17 protein-coding genes are annotated in these 18,911 nt (G+C 73.9%); 3 read left to right on the top strand and 14 right to left on the bottom strand.

Going from position 1 to position 18,911, the window contains the following annotated elements:
* Positions 1-452: 452 nt before the first annotated feature.
* A complete protein-coding gene (locus IF83_RS0104730; protein ID WP_030542734.1) occupies positions 453-722 on the bottom strand; it encodes a glutaredoxin domain-containing protein in 270 nt (89 codons plus the stop codon).
* A complete protein-coding gene (locus IF83_RS0104725; protein WP_030542733.1) occupies positions 719-997 on the bottom strand; it encodes a helix-turn-helix domain-containing protein in 279 nt (92 codons plus the stop codon). Before IF83_RS0104725 ends, IF83_RS0104730 begins: the two co-directional genes overlap by 4 nt.
* Before the next feature lie 108 nt (positions 998-1,105).
* Between IF83_RS0104725 and map the strand changes: the two genes are divergently transcribed.
* Positions 1,106-1,873 carry a type I methionyl aminopeptidase gene (gene map / locus IF83_RS0104720; RefSeq protein ID WP_030542732.1) on the top strand — a complete coding sequence of 256 codons (768 nt, stop codon included), beginning with the start codon at positions 1,106-1,108 and terminating at the stop codon, positions 1,871-1,873.
* 57 nt (positions 1,874-1,930) lie between these two features.
* Here map and IF83_RS0104715 read toward each other — a convergent pair whose 3' ends face one another.
* From IF83_RS0104715 to IF83_RS0104700, 4 genes are all read right to left on the bottom strand, one after another.
* Positions 1,931-2,896, bottom strand: a complete 966-nt coding sequence (locus tag IF83_RS0104715; protein ID WP_078843163.1) for an SDR family oxidoreductase — start codon at positions 2,894-2,896, stop codon at positions 1,931-1,933.
* Positions 2,897-3,076: 180 nt separating this feature from the next.
* Positions 3,077-3,736, bottom strand: a complete 660-nt coding sequence (locus tag IF83_RS0104710) for a GNAT family N-acetyltransferase (RefSeq protein WP_030542730.1) — start codon at positions 3,734-3,736, stop codon at positions 3,077-3,079.
* A 121-nt stretch (positions 3,737-3,857) separates the two neighbouring features.
* On the bottom strand, positions 3,858-5,327 hold the full coding sequence (locus tag IF83_RS0104705; RefSeq protein ID WP_030542729.1) for a GntP family permease: 1,470 nt from the start codon (positions 5,325-5,327) through the stop codon (positions 3,858-3,860).
* A complete protein-coding gene (locus tag IF83_RS0104700; RefSeq protein WP_051722457.1) occupies positions 5,314-5,904 on the bottom strand; it encodes a gluconokinase in 591 nt (196 codons plus the stop codon). Before IF83_RS0104700 ends, IF83_RS0104705 begins: the two co-directional genes overlap by 14 nt.
* A 300-nt stretch (positions 5,905-6,204) precedes the next feature.
* Here IF83_RS0104700 and IF83_RS0104695 point away from each other — a divergent pair, with 300 nt between their 5' ends.
* Positions 6,205-6,906, top strand: coding sequence for a FadR/GntR family transcriptional regulator (locus IF83_RS0104695; RefSeq protein WP_030542727.1), 702 nt, complete (start codon positions 6,205-6,207; stop codon positions 6,904-6,906).
* Positions 6,907-6,995: 89 nt separating this feature from the next.
* On the opposite strand, the gene leuE is transcribed toward IF83_RS0104695, so the two are convergent.
* The 7 genes from leuE to IF83_RS0104655 all read right to left on the bottom strand — a co-directional run bounded on the left by leuE (position 6,996) and on the right by IF83_RS0104655 (position 15,892).
* Complete coding sequence (leuE, locus tag IF83_RS0104685) at positions 6,996-7,700, bottom strand: leucine efflux protein LeuE (protein WP_030542726.1); 705 nt, start codon at positions 7,698-7,700, stop codon at positions 6,996-6,998.
* A 255-nt stretch (positions 7,701-7,955) separates the two neighbouring features.
* Complete coding sequence (locus IF83_RS0104680) at positions 7,956-9,554, bottom strand: acyl-CoA mutase large subunit family protein (protein WP_030542725.1); 1,599 nt, start codon at positions 9,552-9,554, stop codon at positions 7,956-7,958.
* Between the two features lie 1,097 nt (positions 9,555-10,651).
* Positions 10,652-12,175 (bottom strand): hypothetical protein, encoded by a 1,524-nt coding sequence (locus IF83_RS31035; RefSeq protein ID WP_051722456.1) that lies wholly within the window; start codon positions 12,173-12,175, stop codon positions 10,652-10,654.
* A complete protein-coding gene (locus IF83_RS0104670) occupies positions 12,175-12,870 on the bottom strand; it encodes an RNA polymerase sigma factor (RefSeq protein ID WP_030542723.1) in 696 nt (231 codons plus the stop codon). Before IF83_RS0104670 ends, IF83_RS31035 begins: the two co-directional genes overlap by 1 nt.
* A gap of 431 nt (positions 12,871-13,301) precedes the next feature.
* Positions 13,302-14,645 (bottom strand): hypothetical protein, encoded by a 1,344-nt coding sequence (locus IF83_RS33600; protein ID WP_158710996.1) that lies wholly within the window; start codon positions 14,643-14,645, stop codon positions 13,302-13,304.
* Positions 14,642-15,280, bottom strand: a complete 639-nt coding sequence (locus IF83_RS0104660) for an RNA polymerase sigma factor (RefSeq protein WP_030542721.1) — start codon at positions 15,278-15,280, stop codon at positions 14,642-14,644. The genes IF83_RS33600 and IF83_RS0104660 overlap by 4 nt, the downstream gene beginning before the upstream one ends.
* A 96-nt stretch (positions 15,281-15,376) precedes the next feature.
* The gene (locus tag IF83_RS0104655; RefSeq protein WP_030542720.1) at positions 15,377-15,892 is read right to left on the bottom strand and encodes a hypothetical protein; all 516 of its coding nucleotides are present in this window, start codon (positions 15,890-15,892) and stop codon (positions 15,377-15,379) included.
* A 481-nt stretch (positions 15,893-16,373) separates the two neighbouring features.
* Here IF83_RS0104655 and IF83_RS0104645 point away from each other — a divergent pair, with 481 nt between their 5' ends.
* Positions 16,374-17,030: an HhH-GPD-type base excision DNA repair protein gene (locus IF83_RS0104645; protein WP_051722455.1), complete on the top strand. Its 657-nt coding sequence runs from the start codon at positions 16,374-16,376 to the stop codon at positions 17,028-17,030.
* Between the two features lie 170 nt (positions 17,031-17,200).
* On the opposite strand, the gene IF83_RS0104640 is transcribed toward IF83_RS0104645, so the two are convergent.
* Positions 17,201-18,820, bottom strand: a complete 1,620-nt coding sequence (locus tag IF83_RS0104640) for a beta-N-acetylhexosaminidase (protein WP_051722454.1) — start codon at positions 18,818-18,820, stop codon at positions 17,201-17,203.
* Between the last annotated feature and the right edge of the window lie 91 nt (positions 18,821-18,911).

The raw sequence follows: 18,911 nt of genomic DNA, 5'->3' as shown, positions 1-18,911 counted from the left end.
CCAGCCACGCCATCGCATTTCCAACCGACCCCGGCGGCATAAGGCCCCGGATAGACGACCGACCACGGGCCAACCCCCGGCACGGATGCCGTAACCCCAACCCCACAACCCCCGACGGCCCGCGACGCACCCGCCACCACCACCGCGCCGCCCACCCGGCGCCCGAACCCCGACCCACCGCGAAGGCCCGGCTTGAGGCCCGACTTCCGTCCTCCGTCCTCCGGCTTCCGGCTTCCGGCTTCCGGCTTCCGTCCTCCGGCTTCCGGCTTCCGCCTGATCCGCATACCGACCTGGGCAACGACCACAACCACCCCGCGCCGGTGGGGAACCGTTCAGGCTCCGTCAGCGCGCTCACAGGGCATCAGCACAGATGCCAGAAAGGAAGCCGTAGCAGGCCCCGGCTCCCACAGCCCCTCTCACCCCGCCCGTGACACCGCCAGGAGAAACGGCACCTAAGCCAGCAGGTGCGGGGCGTACGTCTCGACGGCGCTCAGCAACTGACGCTTCGAGGGGTTCACCATCGGAAGGCCCGCCACGGTCACTGTCGGCACGGTCTCGTTCCCGTTCGCCACCGAGCGGACGAAGGCTGCGGCCTCCTTGTCCCGCCAGATGTTCACCTCGGTGTACCGCAGCCGGGAGAAACGCAGGCGCAGGCGCAGCTTCATGCAGTACGGGCACCCCGGCCGCCAGTAGACGACCACACCGTCATCCTGCCGCGTCATGCCGACAGCACCTTTCCCCCGTCGCCGTCCGCTTCCTGCGCGCACGCTGCGGCCAGTTCGTCCAGTGACACCCCGAGCACTCCGGCCAGCGCCGCCACCGTGAAGAAGGCGGGGGTCGGGGCCCGGCCGCTCTCGATCTTCCGCAGCGTCTCCGCCGAGACTCCGGCCGCCGCGGCGACCTCCACCATGCTGCGGTCGCCGCGAGCCCGGCGCAGCAGAGCGCCGAACCGTTCACCACGCTGCCATTCCCACGGAGTCAGAGGAGTTCTCACCATGCCGTGATACTAATACCGGTATAAGAATTGGCAAGCGCCAGGCGCCTCGGCCTCGCCGAGAGGGTGGGGCCGCCGCCTGCGCGGGGATGGGACGAGGTGCCGCAGGACATGGTGGAGATCAAGACCGACACAGCCCTGGAAGCGATGCGGGAGGCCGGGCGCGTCGTGGCCCACGCCCTCGCCGCCGCCCGGGAGGCGGCCGGCATCGGGGTCTCGCTGCACGAACTGGACGAAGCCGCCCGCGCCGTACTGGACAAGGCGGGTGCCCGCTCACCCTTCCTCGGCTACCGGCCGTCCTTCGCCCCCACCCCGTTCCCGGCGGTGATCTGCACCTCCGTCAACGACGCCGTCGTCCACGGGATCCCGACTGGCTACCGGCTCCGGGACGGCGATCTGGTGAGCATCGACTGCGGTGCGGAGCTGGACGGTTGGACCGGGGACGCCGCCATCAGCTTCACTGTCGGCACACCCCGCCCGTCCGATCTGGCCCTGATCGAGGCCACCGAGAAGGCTCTCGCGGCGGGCATCGCCGCGGCCACGGTCGGCCGGCGCCTCGGCGACATCTCCCACGCCATCCAGTCCGCCGCGCTGGAGGCCCGCTGCGGGATGCCCCGGGACTTCGGCGGGCACGGCATCGGCCGGCGCATGCACGAGGACCCGCACCTTCCCAACCGCGGCCGCCCCGGGCGCGGTTATCCCTTGCGTCATGGCCTGACGCTCGCCATCGAGCCGATGTTCATGGCGGGCGGGGGCGACGACTACTGGACCGGCCCGGACGGCTGGACCTTGTTCACCACGGACGGCAGCCGGGCGGCCCATGTCGAGCACACCGTCGCCATCACCGAGGACGGCCCCCGCGTCCTGACCCTGCCCTGACGGCGATCCGCCCCGACCGCCCCGACCGCCCCGAGCACCTTGACCGCCTCCGCCGCCCTATCCGCCCTGCGCCGCCCCGTCTTCCCCGGGGGCCTCGGTGGCCTGTTCGGCGGCGCGGCTGATCTCTTCCCAGGCCGCCCAGGTGTCCATCTTCTTGCGGGTGAGATCGAAGGCCACGTCGTAGCAGGAGCTGCCGAGCAGCAGCCGCGAGGGCGGATCCGCGCTGTCCACGAGCCTCATGACCGCTTCGGCGGCGAGGTGCGGCGGGCTGTCCACGGACTCCTCCGCGAAGCGCCGTTCCAGCTCCGCGCGGAGGGGCGCGTAGGCCTCCATCGGTTCGGTGGCGGCCAGTCCCGTGGTGTAGAGACCGGTCCAGTAGCCTCCGGGCTCGACGATGGTGACCTTGACGCCGAAGCCGGCCGCCTCCGCGGCCAGCGCCTCGCTCATCCCTTCCAGGGCGAACTTGCTCGCGCTGTACATCCCGGTGAGCGCGAACCCGCCCAGGGCACCGATGCTGGAGATCTGCACGATGTGCCCGGAGCCCTGGGCCCGCAGGACGGGCAGAACGGCTTGGCCGACCCAGAGCGCACCGAAGAAGTTGGTGTCCATCTGAGCGCGCGCCTCGTCCTCGCCGAATTCCTCGACCATGCCCATGGCGAGGAACCCGGCGTTGTTGACGACCACATCGAGGCGGCCGAAGTGCCGCACCGCCTCGCGGACCGTCTTGAAGACAGCCGAGCGGTCCGTGACGTCCAGGGGGAGGACGAGAAGACGATCGCCGTGAGCGGCGACGAGAGGTTCAAGCGTGGTGACGGTCCGGGCCACGGCGACCACACGGTCGCCGGCGCCGAGGGCCGCCTCGGTGAAAGCGCGGCCGAGTCCGCGGCTCGCTCCGGTGATGAACCAGACGCGGTCGGCCCTCGCCCGCTCTGCGCACGGACCGGCGGGAGCGGTCTCGGCGGTGGCGGGGCTGGTGGTGGGTGCGGGGGCGGTGGGGTTGGCGGGGGTGACTGCGGCGGGCATGGAGCGGCTCCGGACTCGCTTTAGCGAGACGCGGCGTCTCGCGGTGGATCGCACACTACGCACCACGATCCGCGAGAGCAAGACGGTCCGTCTCGGCTCGGCTTGGCTCGGCTCGGCCTGGCTCGGCTCGGCTTGGCTTCCGGCATCCTCGGGTCGTATCCCTCGCAGGGAGGGGACGAGTCACCGCAACGGCACCCCGAAGAGTTCGCGGCACGGTTCCAAGCCGCGGATCTCCACCGGGACGGTGCGGTGGGCCTCCCAGCCGGCGCGGTCCAGACGCATCCGGCGGAGTGTCCGGGCCTCTCCCCGGACCGCCAGCACCTGCTCGCCGTCCGGGCGGTAGCCGCACTTGCGGGAGACGGCGATCGACCGCGCGTTGTCCGTCATGGCTCCCGTGGTCATGGCGCGGGCGCCCAGCCCTGCGAACGCCAGGTGCAGCACGGCGGCACGCATCTCGGTGCCGATGCCCTTCCCCTGGTGGGCCAGACCCAGCCAGGAACCGGTCTCCCCCTCGCGCGTCACGGCGTAGTCGCTGGTCACCATGTCCTGCCGGCCGACGACCCGGCCTTCACAGAGCACGGCGAGGCTCAAGGTCCATTTCGCCGGGCTCCACTCCGCGACGGTGCCGAGTACGTGCTGGAAGGTGGCGCGGCCGCGCTCCTCGGCGCTCCCGTCCGTCCAGGGGAACGAGAACGGCATCTCCGCCGGATCGTGCACCCCGCCCGCCGCCACAGCGGCCAGTTCGTCCAGAAGCGCGATGTCCGGCACACGCAGTTCGAGGCGGGGTGTGGTGATACGCAGGCCGTACAGCGGCCAGTGGTGCACGACGTCCGGGTCCATGGCGGAAGCCTGCCGAACGAACGCGCGCCTGTCGAAGCAATTGCGGGCCGGGAGGTCGCCAGCTACCGGAGGGTTTGCCGGACGACACCCCAGACGACTGCCGGACGATCAGGACGCTCCGTCAGACCACCATCCAGAAGCCCAGCGCGATCACGAAGGCGGTGAGGCCGAGCGTTGTCTCCATCACCGTCCAGGTCTTCAGCGTGGTCTTCTCGTCCATCCCGAAGAACCGGCTGACCAGCCAGAAGCCGGAGTCGTTCACATGCGACAGCACGGTCGCACCCGCCGCGATGGCGACGACGATCAGCGCGATCTGGACGTCGCCGAGGCCCGCGTCCGCGACCGCGCCGGCGATGAGACCGGCGGTCGTGGTCAGGGCGACCGTCGCCGAACCCTGCGCGACCCGCAGCAGCGTGGCGATGACGAACGCCTGGACGATCAGCGAGATACCGAGGTCGGCGAGGGAGCCGCTCAGCGCGTCGCCGATGCCGCTGAGCCGCAGGACACCGCCGAACATACCGCCGGCCCCCGTGATCAGGATGATGGAGCAGATCGGCCCGAGGGCGTCGTCGAGGATCTTGGTGACCTCGGTCATCCGGGCCCGCGGCCGGCCGAGGACGGCGATCGCGACGAGCACGGTGATCAGCAGGGCCACCGGGGTGTTGCCGAGGAGGCCGAGGAACGCGGCCCAGCCCTCGCCCTCCTTCAGGACCCCGGACACGGTGAGGGTGTCGAGGACGGTGTCGAAGGAGATCAGGACGAGCGGCACCAGCAGGAGCAGCAGGACGGTACGGAAGGACGGCGGCCGGTGGCCGAGCCGGGTCTCACCGGCCGTGGGGCCGGCGCTGTCTCCGCCGGCCTCGCGCTCGCGCTCGCCCTCGCCGCCGCCGTCGCGTCCATCCAGCCCGCGTCCGCCGTTGACCTCGCCGAAGAGCGCGACGGGTACGGAGACGTCGATGCGCGCCCCGAGATAGCGGGAGACGAGCAGCACACCGACATACCAGGACGCTACGGCGACCGGAATGCCGACCAGCAGGATGACGCCGACGCTGCCGCCGAGTGCCTCGGCCGCGGCGACCGGGCCGGGGTGCGGCGGGACGATCGCGTGCATGGCCGCGAAGGCGCCCGCGGCGGGGAGCGCGTACAGCAGCAGGGAGCCGCCGAAGCGCCGGGCCACGGTCAGGATGATCGGCAGGAAGACGACCAGACCGGCGTCGAAGAAGATCGGGAACCCGAACAGCAGCGCGGCGACGCCGAGGGCGAGCGGGGCCCGCTTCTCCCCGAACCGGCCGATCAGCGTATCGGCCAGCACCTGCGCGCCGCCGGTGACCTCCATCAGCCGCCCCAGCATCACGCCGAAGGCGACGAGCAGGGCCACCGAGCCCAGCGTGCTGGAGAAGCCGAACATCATGGCGGCGGGGATGTCCGCGAGCGGGAAGCCGACGACCAGGGCCGTCAGCAGGCTCACCAGGACGAGCGACACGAAGGCGTGCAGCTTCACCTTCATGATCAGGAACAGCAGCAGGGCGACGGCTCCCGCCGCTATGAGCAGCAGAGTGGCGGTGCCGTGGGCCGGGTCAATCGCTTCCATGAGAACGCTCCATTGGATTCTCCGGTTTCTCCGCGGGGAGGGTGGGGGGAAGGGTGGGGGAATCGGTGGCGGCGGGAAGGGCCCGGAGAGCCGCGACCGCGCGGGCGGTGATCCCCTCCGGCTCCGCGGTGACGGTCACCGTGACGCCCAGTTCGTCCTCCCCCAGCGGTTCGAGCGCGGCGAACTGGGAGTCCAGCAGGGCCCCGGGCATGAAGTGGCCCCGGCGTTGTCCGAGACGCTGCGCGATCAGGGCGCGGTCGCCCGCCAGGTGAAGGAAGAAGAGGCCGGGCGCGGCGGCGCGCAGCCGGTCACGGTACGCCCGCTTGAGGGCGGAGCAGCTGACCACCCCGCCCCGGCCGAGCCGGCCGTGCGCCCAGGCGCCGATCGCGTCGAGCCAGGGCGCCCGGTCCCGGTCGTCGAGCGGGATGCCGGCGCTCATCTTCTCGATGTTGGCGGGCGGGTGGAAGTCGTCCGCCTCGGCGTACGGGACGCCGAGTTCGGCCGCCAGTAGCCGGCCGACGGTCGTCTTGCCCGTACCGGACACACCCATGACGACCACGACGTGGGGGGTGGGCATCACTACCTCGCTGTCTCTGCTGGTTGCTGGTGCGGGTCGGGGGTACTGGTTCGGTGCCTGCCGCGGGTTGCTCGTCAAGGTTGCCCGTGGAGGGGCGCTCGCTCCGCGGGCCGGTTGACGGCTGCCCGCGGTCGGGCGCCGGCGCGGGGTCGTCCGGTGACCGCCGGAGCCCACCCAAGCCCAGATGTATGACTTATTCAAGAGCTCGTCATCGAAATGTCATACATAAAGCGGGCGGGGCCGCCCCGTAGGCTTGCGTCCACTCAGTGAAGTGCGCCGGACACGGGGAGACGCAGAGGCATGACGGGCCAGGAGCGGGGACTGCACGCCAAGCTGCTGGCGACGCTCGGCCCCGCCATCGCGTCCGGCGAATATCCGCCGGGGACGGTGCTGCGCACGGACGAACTCGAGCAGCGCTTCGACGTCTCCCGGACCGTCGTCCGGGAAGCGGTCCGCGTGCTGGAGTCGATGCGGCTGGTGGAGTCCCGGCGCCGCGTCGGGGTCACCGTACGGCCCACCGAGGAGTGGAACGTCTTCGATCCCCAGGTGATCCGCTGGCGGCTGGCGGGCTCCGACCGGCCGCGGCAGCTCCGTTCGCTGACCGTGCTGCGCTCGGCGGTCGAACCCGTCGCCGCGGGACTGGCCGCCCGGCTGGCGACGGCCGAGCAGTGCGCGGAACTCACCGGGCACGCGCTGGGCATGGTGGCGACCTCACGCGGCGGTCAGCTGGAGGCCTACCTGGTGCACGATGTCGCGTTCCACCGCGTGGTGCTGCGGGCCTCGGGCAACGAGATGTTCGCCAAGCTGGGCGATGTCGTGGCCGAGGTGCTGACCGGCCGCACCCAGCACCGGGTGATGTTCACCGACCCCGACCCGGCCGCGGTCACCCTGCACGTCCAGGTCGCGGAAGCGGTACGGGCCCGGGACGAGGAGCGCGCGGAGCGGCTGACCCGGCAGATCACCGTGGGCGCCATGGCGGAGCTGGACGTCCTGGCGCCCTGAGACGGCGAAGCCACCCGGCCCGGCCCGCACCCCGGCCCCGGGGCCGAAGCCCGGGCCGGGTCCGTGCGGGGCCCTCGGCCGGACCCCGCTCAGCCCGCCGCGCTGCTGAGGGAGAGCTTCACGGCGAAGCCGAGGAAGAGCGCGCCTGCGGCGGAGGTGACACCGGCCGCGAGGCGCCTGCGCCGGCGGAAGCGCTCCGCGAGCCGGCTGCCGCCGAGGATCAGGGCGGTCAGGTAGAGGAAGCTGAAGAGCTGGCAGAAGGCGCCCAGCAGCAGGAAGGACAGAGCCGGGTGGGCATACCCGGGATCGACGAACTGCACGAAGAAGGAGACGAAGAAGAGAATCGCCTTCGGGTTGAGCAGGCTGATCCCGAGGGCCCGGCGGAACGGTCGCTCACCGGCGACGGACCGGGGGGCTCCGGCGGAGCCGCCGGCCCCGGGCACCGCCCGGGCGGCCGGCACGGCCGCGTCGCGGGCCGGCCGCTCCTGCCGCTTCCGCCACATCCCCGCGGCGGCGCGCAGCATGCCGACGGCCAGCCAGGTCAGATAGCCGGCGCCCGCGTACTTCACGATGCTGTAGAGCACGGCGTTGGCCTGGAGCAGCGAGGCGACACCGGCGGCGGACAGCAGCATCAGCACCGCGTCCCCGCAGAAGACGCCGCCCGCCGCCGCGTAGCCGCGCCGCACCCCGCGGCGTGCGGCGACGGACAGGACATACAGGCTGTTGGGCCCCGGCAGCAGGATGATCAGGGCAAGTCCGACCAGATACGTCGGAAGATCGGTGACTCCCAGCATGAGCGGAGTTTGGCACAGGAATGCGGTTTTGCGTCAGGCGGATTCCGGGTGCCGGACGTCACCGTGCGGCCACCGCCGCGTGCTGCCGGGCGGCTGTCCGGCGGGAGGCGCGGCCGCGCAGGAAACGGCCGGGGCCGCCACCCCTTCCGGTGGGGCGGCCCCGGCCGTGTCGTGTCACGCCGTCACGCCGTCACGCCGTCACGCCGTCACGCCGTCACAGCGTCGCGCCGTCACGCCGGCACGGGCGCAGCGCGCTCAGAACGCGTCCGTGGGAACGTACGCGCCCCAGACCTCCCGCAGCGTGTTGCAGACCTCGCCGACCGTGGCCTTCGCCGCCAGCGCCTTCTTCATCGGGTAGAGGACGTTGTCGGTGCCCTCGGCCGCGGCCCGCATCTCGGCCAGCGCCGCGTCCACCGCGTCCTGGTCGCGCTCCGCCCGCAGCTTGGCGAGCCGCTCGGCCTGCTGCGCCTCGATGGCCGGGTCCACGCGGAGCGGCTCGTACGGCTCCTCCTCGTCGAGCTGGAAGCGGTTGACGCCGACGACGACCCGCTCGCCGCTGTCCGTCTCCTGCGCGATCCGGTAGGCGCTGCGCTCGATCTCGCTCTTCTGGAAGCCGCGCTCGATGGCGCTGACCGCGCCGCCCATGTCCTCGACCTTCCGCATCAGCTCCAGGGCGGCCGCCTCGACCTCATCGGTCATCGACTCCACCACGTAGCTGCCGGCGAACGGGTCGACGGTGTACGTCACATCCGTCTCGTAGGCCAGCACCTGCTGGGTGCGGAGCGCCAGCCGCGCCGACTTGTCGGTGGGCAGCGCGATGGCCTCGTCGAAGGAGTTGGTGTGCAGCGACTGGGTGCCGCCGAGGACGGCGCCGAGGCCCTGCACGGCCACGCGGACGAGGTTCACCTCGGGCTGCTGCGCGGTGAGCTGCACCCCGGCGGTCTGGGTGTGGAAGCGGAGCATCAGCGACTTGGGGTTCTTGGCGCCGAACTCCTCCTTCATCACCCGCGCCCAGATCCGGCGCGCGGCGCGGAACTTGGCGACCTCTTCGAGGATGGTCGTCCGGGCGACGAAGAAGAACGACAGCCGGGGCGCGAAGTCGTCCACGTCCATACCGGCCGCCACGGCCGTACGGACGTACTCGATGCCGTCGGCCAGCGTGAACGCGATCTCCTGCGCGGGCGAGGCGCCGGCCTCCGCCATGTGGTAGCCGGAGATCGAGATGGTGTTCCACTTGGGGATCTCGGCCTTGCAGTACTTGAAGATGTCCGCGATCAGCCGCAGCGAGGGCTTGGGCGGGAAGATGTACGTGCCGCGGGCGATGTACTCCTTGAGCACGTCGTTCTGGATGGTGCCCGTGAGCTTCTCCGCCGGGACGCCCTGCTCCTCGCCGACGAGTTGGTAGAGCAGGAGCAGCAGCGCGCCGGGGGCGTTGATCGTCATGGACGTCGAGACCTTGTCCAGCGGGATGCCGCCGAACAGGATCCGCATGTCCTCGATCGAGTCGATGGCGACGCCGACCTTGCCGACCTCGCCGCTCGCGATGGGCGCGTCGCTGTCGTGGCCCATCTGGGTCGGCAGGTCGAAGGCGACCGACAGGCCCATGGTGCCGTTGGCGATCAGCTGCTTGTAGCGGGCGTTGGACTCGACGGCGGTGCCGAAGCCCGCGTACTGGCGCATCGTCCAGGGGCGCCCGGTGTACATCGTGGGATAGACACCGCGGGTGAAGGGGTACGAGCCGGGCTCGCCGAGCTTCTCGTCCGCGTCCCAGTCCCCCAGCGAGTCCGGCCCGTAGACCGGCTCGATCGGCAGCCCGGACTCGGTCATTCGCTTCTTGCCGGACTCGCGCGCCATGTTCGCCTTGCCTCCTGTAGAGCGGGTGGGGTGCCGCCGCCCGGTACTCACCGGTAGTCGGTTGGGTCCGCCACGGACTGTAGCGGCGCGGCGCGTGTGCCGTGGAGGCCCACACGCTGGGACGTTGCTCACAGAGAACAGCATGGGCTCTCCGTACGGGGCGCAGGCGGAGCGCGAGCGGGGGCGCAGTGGCGCGCCGGCGGCACTGCAGAGGTGGGGGCAGCGGGGCGGACGGGCGCGAGCAGACGCGGGAGGAGCCGGCCTGCGCACGCCGGGTGTGGACCCGGCAGGCGCGGGCGGCGCGTCGGGCCGGGGCGGGAAAGGCAGCTCGGACGAAAGAGCTGCCGGGACGAAGAGAGGGCGCGGGCAGGGCCGGGGGAACGTGCCCCGCCCGCGCCGTGCACGGAGCCTCAGGTACGGGGGGAACCCGGGCTCACGTGCCGCCGATGACCAGTCGGCTCACTTCTTACTGCGCCCCCCGCTCGAAAAACGTCACACCTGGCGCCGAAAAAATGTGCCCATGCCCTTCGCCGCCCGGCTCGCCCCCCGGATCGCCGCACGACATCACCCTCGGGTCGGGGCACGACAACGGGCTCGGAGCAGGACGGATGCGCCCGCCCGGCTGGGAGCGGCAGGGCTGGGCGGCGCGGCAGGGCAGCGGGGCCGGGCGGCAGGGCCGGGCAAGGGCGATGGTCGGGCGACCGACGATCACGCGGCCCGGCCCGGGCGTTCCGATGACGCCAGGCGGGGCCGGGCAGGGGCGAGTACGGGCTCAGCCCGGGAAGGCACGCCCCGGCGAGGTCGGCCGGGGACGGGGGCCGAGGGCCGGGGGGAGGCCGGCTTCCGAGGCGGTCGGCGCCTGACGGGGCGACGCCCCGGCGCCTCCAGCGTGTTCCGCAGGTGGTGCCGTCTGCCCGAAGGGCGGGCCCGGCGGGCGGACCCGGCGGCGTCGGGTGCGTGCGCTCGCAAGGCGGAGGACTGTCCCGACACCGGGCGTCTCGGGACGAGCCCGGACACGCGGCGTGGGGCCCCCGGCCGAGGCTCAGGGAGTGCGAGCCCGACGCCGCCCCGGGCAGGCGGGACTGCCGGAAGGCGCACTAACCGGCTTCGGGGGATTCCGCTGCCGCGGGGCGGGGCGGTGTGCCGGTGCGGGAAGCGTTCGACGGTGCGGCCGGAGAGGCCGACGGGGACGAAGCCCGCGTGCCGCCCGGGGCGTCCGCCCGCTCCGTGCCCGGGTCGGCCGCGTGGCGGCTGTCCGCCCGGCCCTTCGCGGCGCCGTTCGGCCGGCTGTTCGCCTGGCGGTTCCCTGCATCATCAGTCCGGCCGTTCGCGGCAGCGCCCGGCTGGCCGTTCGCGGCGCCGTTCGTCCGGCTGTTCGGCGCGCCGCTCGCTCTGCCGTCCTGGCTGTCCGCGCGGTCCCGGGGGGCTTGGCGGTGCTCCCGGTCTTCCCGGCCCCGGTCTTCCCGGCCCCGGTTCTCCCGGCCCCGGTTCTCCCGGTCTGCCGGGTGCTCCCGGTCGTGGCGGCGGTCCGAGCGGGGCTCGTCGCGCAGGGGCCCGGGCGGGCGGTCCGCGTGACCGCCGCGTTCGCCGTGCCCGGCTCTGCCGTCGCGGCCGCCGCCGGCGCCCGGCGGGTTCACGCCGCCGGGGCCGGAACCGACGTACGGGTCGGCGTGGGAGCCGGACCCGGGCCGCGTGCCGGGGGCGGAACCCCCGGAGTCTCCGGACCCCGGCCTCGCGCCGGCGCCGGTGTCCGAGCCGGAGCCTCCGCCGCGGGAGCCCTCGGCATCGTTGTCGTCCTTGCCGTCCAGCAGCCGGCCGCAGTAGCCCTCCACCGCAGCGGGGCCGCCCGCGGCGGCTTCGATCCGGCCGCGGGTCCGGCGATCGAGGGTGTCCGCCGTGTACTCCCGGCAGAGCGCGATCACCGCCCCGCGGGTCTTCGCGTCACCGAAGCCCGGGGGAACGGGGATGCGGTCCGCGGCGCCGTCCCGGCCGCCGGCGGGCTCGTCCCGGTCGCTGCCCAGGCCCTTGGTGCCGCCGTGGCCCCCGGCCCCCGGGCTCTTCTCGCCGTGCTCGTCGGTCTCGTGGTGGTCCCGGGGCGACTCGCCGTCCGTACCGCCCGCGCCGTGCCCGGGGGCGGAGGGGGCGCGGCCGGTGCCGGGAGCGCTGCCGGACGGCCCCGGCTCAACGGAGTGGTTGAACGGCGTGGGCAGCACACCCGTGCCCGCGGCGACCGCGACCCCGCCCAGGGCGCAGCCCGCCAGAGCCACGGCGAGGCCCGCACGCAGCGGACGTCCCAGGGCCGGCCGGCGGCCGCCTCCGGCGGCGCGGGGAAGCCCGAACAGGGTGCGGCCCCGGGCGCCGGAACCGGGGCGCTGCGCGCCACCGGCCGCCTCGCGGAAGGCGGCCAGTACGACGGCTTCGCCGAGGAAGGCGCCCTCTTCGTCGGTGCCGGCCGGCAGCCGCGCCGGGTCCGCCACGCATCTCAGGGCGGCCGAAAGTCTTCGGGCCCGCTCTTCCGCCCGGCCGTCACCGGCCCCGGCGTCCGGCACGCCGAGGGGTTCGCCGCGCAGCAACCGCTCCGCGGCGTCCTCGTCGAGCCAGCTGTAGCGGTCCTCGGCCATCACATGTCCTTCTGCGTCCGCACATACGTTTCCGTCACACCGGCCGCGGCCGCACCACTTCGGGGGCCGCGCTGCGGAGGCACGCCGTCCAGTCCGCCCTGGCGCGCGGGGTTCTCACCGACGGCCGGTACGCCGTCGGCGGTGCCCGTCTCGTCGAGGAGTTCGGCCAGCCGCCGCAGGCCCCGGTGGGCGGCCGTGCGCACCGCGCCGGCCCGCTTGCCCAGCACATGGGCGGCGCTCTTCGCGTCGAGCCCCACGACCACCCGCAGCACCACGGCCTCGGCCTGGTCCCGGGGGAGCTGGGCGATGAGCCGGAGGGTGCGGCCGGTGCCGAGCGCCTCCAGGGCCTCGGAGGCGGTGTCGGCGTCGGCCGCGCGGTCCGCCAGCTCGGTCTCGTCACCGCTGACGGCGGGGCGCCGGCCGCGCATCCGGATGTGGTCGAGCGCCCGGTTGCGCGCGATGCGCGCGGCCCAGCCCCGGAAGCGGTCCGCGTCGCCGCTGAACCGGCTCAGGTCGCGGGCTATCTGCAGCCACGCCTCGGAGGTCACGTCCTCCGCGTCGGGCTCGCCGACCAGCGTCCGGACATAGCCCAGCAGCCGCGGGTGCACGGCGCGGTAGACAGAACGGAAGGCGGTCTCGTTTCCGTCCTGTGCCGCGTGCACTGCGGCGGTCAGCTCCGCGTCGTCCCCCAGCACGCTTTCATCCTGCCTGACTATTTCCGGACTTCCGACACCTGGCCACGGAGCCGAGGCTCCGTGAGCCCGCCGGACGTTCCGGAGGCGGTACGGCCCTTCCGGGCCGCAGGTCGTGTCGCGGAAGGGCCCCGGCGGGTGCCACTCCCCGAACGCTACGGGTTGTTGAGCGTTCAAGTCCACGCGCGCCGTCCATGGCCGAGATCACGCCCCGGGCCGCGCACCGAGGGCCCGGCGGCGGGCCGGGAGCCGCCGGGCCGGACGGCACTGTGACACAAATCGCTCGTCCGGCGCTGAAGGGAGTACGGACCCCGACGGGTCCTCCAGAACGACGGCCGGGGTCTCTCCTGTGGGGGGTGGCGACCCCGGTCGTCCTCTTTTCCGGAGCGTCCTGTCCCGGGTGCTCCTCTCCCGGTGCCGCGCGGGTGCGCCGCTCACGAACCGCCGCCACCGCGCTCCCCGCGATCACGGCCCCGGCGGGCGGCACGGGGACGGCCGGTGTCCCGGTCCGCCCTTCTCGCGCGGGCGTCGGCGGCGCCGCGGGGCTCGTCCGCGTTGCCGCTCCGGAGGAGGTCCGCGTCGTCGGGAGCCCGCTCGGAGCGGCCGCCCGCGTTGCCGCCACTGTTGGCGTTCCCGTTGCCGCCGCTGTTGGCGGCTCCGCCGCCGTTGGCATTTCCGCCGTTGGCGTTCCCGCCGCCCCCGCTCCCGGCGGCGCCACCGTTGGCATTGCCACCTGCGCCGCCGTTCGCGTTGCCGCGTGCGGCGCCACTCGCGCCGCCCCGTGTGGTGGCGTCGGTGTTCCCGGCGCTGCTGCCGGCGCTGCTGCCCGCGTTCTCGCTGCTGCCGCTGTTGGCGTTGTTCCCCTCGGTGGCGGCGTCGCTGTTGCCGCCGCTGTTGGCGTTGCTGCCACCGCTGTTGGCGTTCCCGCTGCTGCCGCTGTTCGCGTTGTTGCCGCCGCTGCCGGCATCGCCACTGGCGCCACCGTTGGCGGCCGTCCCCTTCTCCTTCTCCGCGCCGGCGGCACCCGGACCGGTGAGCCAGGCGCAGTAGTCGCTCACCCGGTTCTCACCGCCCGCGGCCATGACCAGCCGTTCGTAGGCTTCCGCGCTCAGTTCCCCGGTGCCCTTGCCGCCCGCGGCACCGTTGTTCCCGCCGTCGGAGGTGCCCTTGCCGTTGGCGCCGCCCCCGCCGTCGGCATCGGCGTTCGCCCGGCCGTACGTCCGGCACAGCTTCCGCAGCGCCTTGCCGTCCTTCTCCCCGGCGCCGTCGTCCCAGTGGTCCGAGCCGCCGGGGCGGGAGCCGTCCGGCCCGCCCCGCCCGTGGTCTCCGGGGCTCTCCTTGCCGTTCTCCCCCGGCCGGGAGTCCCCGGGCTCGTCACCGGAGATGAACGGCACCCGGATGACGCCGGTGCCGGCGGCCACCGCCACGCCGCCCAGCATGAGCCCGGCCAGCACGCCGCCCACGACCGCCTTCGCCGGGCGGTGCCGCGCCCACAGGCCGGCCAGGCCCCGCCGCTCCGGCCGCCAGTCGTCCTGCGGCCGCGGCTCGGTGGCGGCACGGCCCGCGACGCGGGCGGCACGGAAGGCCGCCAGGGCCGCCTCCTCATGCTTCCGGGCACGCTCCGGATCGGCCGCGGGCGGGCGGGCCGCCGCCGCCAGCAGGTGATCCAGCTCGGAGCCGGCGGCGCCTCCCGCGACACCCGAGGGCTCGCGGTTCAGCAAACGCTCCGCCTTCTTCCGGTTCACGCCGCTCCCGTCGGGGTGTCGGTGCCCGCTCATTCCACTTCCCCAAGCGTCCGAGAGGCGGGAGTCGTCACGGACCGGCCGCCCGTCGGGGCCCGGTCGGCGAGCTGCCCGGCGAGCCTCTTGAGGCCCCGGTACGAGGCGGTACGGACCGCGCCGCTGCGTTTGCCCAGCACACGGGCGGTCGCCGGGCCGTCGAGGCCGACCACCACCCGCAGCAGCACCGCCTCGGCCTGATCCCTCGGCAGCCCGGCGACCATCGCCAGCGCCTCCTCGGTCGACAGGGTCTCCAGGGCCTCGCGCTCGGTGTCCTGACGGCCCGGCAGCTCCAGCACGTCCTGCTCCAGCAGGGCGGTGCGCGGGCGGCTCCGCTGCCGGCGCAGATGGTCCAGGGCGCGGTGCCGGGCGATGGTCGCCGTCCAGCCGCGGAAGCCGTCGCCGTTGCCGCGGAACCGGCCGAGGTCCCGGGCGATCTCCAGCCACGCCTCGGCGGTCACGTCCTCGGCGTCGTCGCCGACCAGGCCCCGTACGTAGCCGAGCAGCCTCGGCTGAACCAGCCGGTAGAGCAGGGTGAATGCCTCCTCATCGCCGTTCTGGGCGCGTTCGACGGCTTCCCCGAGGCCTCCGTCGTCACCCTGCTGCGTACGTCGGCGCTCCCCACGCTTGCCCACGCTGTCCTCTTCGTCCGCCGCTGTCACGCATCCGGGCACTGGTCCGCCCTCTTGTCACGCAGGCCGGACTGCGCACGTCACCCGGAGGTGACATCCTCACGCCCCGGCGGCCTGTATGCCGAGCTTTTCCAGTACTTCGTGGAAGAGCTTCTCGACATCCGGGTCCGGTTCCGCGCTCAGAACGTCGGCCAGGCGCCGGGAGTCCACCGTACGCCCGGCCGCGGCGGCCCATCCCGCGGCATGGACGGCGGCGCCCGCCGGGGAGGGGAAGACATCGTCCAGCACGATCTCGTCCTCGCCGACGTGCCGGGCCATCGCGGCCCGGCCCAGGCAGGCCGTCCAGGAGCCGCGGACGGGGCCGGCGCCCTCCAGCACGGCGCAGTCGCCGTCCATGACGTACGCCAGCAGCGTGGGAGCCCCCGTCTCCCTCGCCAGGGCTCCGGCGACGTCGTCGAGGTCGCCCAGTCCGGGCTCGCTCGGATGTTGCCACAACTGCCAGCCGTCGGCGAAGGTTTCGGCCAGTTCCAGCCGTTCCCGGCCGGGCGCGAGGGTGGAGCACTCCGCCAGTTCGCGGTCGCTCTTCCCGACGACTAAGTAACCCCAGAAACCCACCGTGATCTCCCTCCGTGGCGCCCCGTCCACCGGCACAGCGCAGCCGGAGTGGCAAACGTCACACCGGCGCCGGAGGGCGGGTGCTGTGACGTTCCGCGGTCACGCAGCGCTGAACAGGTAGCACCACACCGGTGATCGGGGTGGGGCCGCACGGAGGGAGAGACGACGACCGGTGAGGCTCCGGAGACCGCGGGTGTACGGAAACGGCGGCGCCGTGCCGCCGCCGGCCGCGACCGCGCACGGCCGGGCCCGCTCGGGCGGCGTGCCGGCGGCGTAACGGTTTGCGGTGGCGGGGGCACGCCCTCCGGTACCGCGCACGCCGGTCCGCCCCTCACAGGGGAGGGGGCGGACCGGCGTTCCCCTCCGCGTCCCGCGCACCGGCCCCGCCGCCCCGCTGCCTCGCGCCGATGACCGGGGCGGCGGGCGGCAGGCCCGCGTGTCGGCGGGGGTGGCGGGGCGGCCGCGGCCCGACGATGGCCGGATGGACACCACCCTGCGCATCGCGCAACAGCCGGAGGCCGACGCCCTGCTCGCCCGCAGCCCGCTGGCCCTGCTGGTCGGCATGCTGCTCGACCAGCAGGTCCCGATGGAGTGGGCGTTCACGGGCCCGTACACGATCGCGCGGCGCATGGGCGGCGACGACCTGGACGCGCACGCGATCGCCGCCCGGGACCCGGAGGACTTCGCGGCCCTGATGTCGGAGAAACCGGCGGTGCACCGCTACCCCGGTTCCATGGCGCGGCGCGTACAGGAGCTGTGCCGGCATCTGGTCGAGACGTACGACGGGGACGCGGCGGCGGTGTGGCGCGACGCCGGGAGCGGGGCGGAACTGCTCCGCCGGCTGAACGCGCTGCCCGGATACGGCCGGCAGAAGTCCCAGGTCCTCGTCGCGCTGCTCGGCAAGCGGTTCGGAGTGCGGCCGGAGGGCTGGCGGGAGGCGGCGGGGCCCTACGGCGAGGAGGGCGCCCGCCGGTCGGCCGCGGATGTCACCGGGCCGGAGTCGCTCGCCGAGGTCCGCGCCGTCAAACAGGAGGCCAAGCGCGCCGCGAAGGCCGCCAGGTCGGCGAAGGCCGCCGGGGCCGGCGGCACCGGGCGGCCGGATACGGACCCGGCGGCCGGGCACCCCCGGCAGCCCTGACGGCGCCCGGTACGCCCGGGGCCCGGGCGGGGCGTGCCGGCCCGGACGCCGCGTCAGCCGCCCTCCCGCCGCTGCCCGCCCCCGGGGTCCCCCTGCCCGGCTCCTCCCGCCGCGTCGCCTTCGGCTACGACGCAGCGGCACTCCGGCGCTCCGGCCCTGCGGCGCTCCGTCTACTCCCGTTCCGCCTCCAGCCGGTCGGCGAGCTTCCGGAACTCCGTCCAGCTCGCCGACGGTTTCCGCGGGTCCCACAACTTCTGGGCGACGGCCCGCAGCGGCATCCGGATCCCAGTGGCCACCTGGGCCTCCGTCTGGGCGTCGGCGAAGTCGCACCAGACGGCGAGCCGGCCGCCGAGCACCCGGTCCGGGCCGGACAGCGCGGCCGGCACCGGCTCGGTGCCGCGCAGCACCGCCGGAGTCCAGCTCTTGTAGATGCGCTCGCCGGTGGGGTACGTGAACTGGTTGGGCTCGCCGAGCACGTAGTACAGATATTCGTCGTTGAGGTTGACCAGCTTGCGGCCCTCGCGCAGGTACTCCTCCGGCTGCCGGGCGCCGATCTCCTTGCCGGTCCAGTACTCGACCTCGATGTCCTCGTCGGGCCGTACCGAACCGCCGCTGAAGAAGCCGTCGTTCCACGCCTTGGGCCGCTTGCCGGCCTTCCGCACCGTCTCGGCCCGGTCGTTGAGCCAGGCCGTCGCCAGGTCCTGGACCCGCCCGGCGGAGCCGTGGTCCCGGCGGGCCTGCGCGGCGAGGTCCGGGTAGGCGGCCTCGGGGTTCTCGGCCATCAGCGCGCGGTACTCGTCGGCGCCCAGGTGAAAGTACCGGCCGGGGAAGACCCCGGAGTACTCGCGCAGCAGCTCGTCGATCAGCCGGGCGGACTGCGGCTTGGTGATGTCGATGGCGCCGCGCACGGGCACGCCCCGGGCATTGCGCAGCTGCAGTTCGGGATGCGCGCGCAGGACCGCGCCGAGGTGGCCGGGCGAGTCGATCTCGGGGATGACGGTGATGTGCAGCCGCTTCGCGAGGCCGAGGATCCGCCGCAGCTCCTTCTTGGTGAGGTGCTGTCCGGAGACGACCTCGGGGTGCGAGTCGCTCTCGACGCGGAAGCCCTGGTCGTCGGAGAAGTGCAGCCCGAGCTGATTGAACTTGAGGTCGGCGATCTCCCGGATCCGGGCCTCGATCCACTCCGGGGTGAAGTGCTTGCGCGCGATGTCGAGCATCAGCCCGCGCTGGGCCCGGTCGGGGCGGTCGTCGACGACGCCTTCGGGGAAGGTGCCCTCGGTCCGCAGCACCTGCAGGACGGTGCGGGTGCCGTAGAAGACGCCCGCGTCGCCCGAGCCGGTGATCCGCACCCGGCCGTCGCGGGTGGTGATCCGGTAGGCCTCGGGGCCGCCCTTCTGCTCCCGGTCGATGGCGAGTTCGAGGTCGCCGCGCCGGGCCGGGCCCGTGTGGTGGGGCAGGTCCAGCTCGCCGGCGACCGTGCGGGCCTCGTCGGCCAGGGGCCCGTCCTGGTCGGCGACGACGCGGCTGCCGGAGCCGGGGCGCCAGCCGGGCCCGCGGCCGCTCTCGAATTTCCGTACGGCCGGGATGGTCACGGGCGGGGACGACGGCGGATAGGAGCGAGTGGCGGTGGCCGACGGCGACTTCTCCCCGGTACCGGTCTCGCCGGCCGGTCCGTCCGAACATCCGGCCAGCAGGGCCGCCGCGGCCGTCACGGCGCACCAGGCGGACAGCCGCCGGCGGATCCCGGGCGCGGAGTGCGGCCGCCGGGTCGCCTTCGGCGCGGAAAGCATGGGCAAGGGAAAACCTCCTCGTTCACCCGCGAAGGTAAGGCCCCGCACGTGCTTTCCCGTCCGTCACACGCGCGGACCGCCCGGACCGGCC

Origin of the sequence: Streptomyces albus subsp. albus (assembly GCF_000719865.1) — a bacterium.
GTDB lineage: Bacteria > Actinomycetota > Actinomycetes > Streptomycetales > Streptomycetaceae > Streptomyces > Streptomyces albus_E.
Note: the sequence above shows the minus strand (reverse complement) of the source record. Positions and strands in the feature narration are given on the sequence as shown.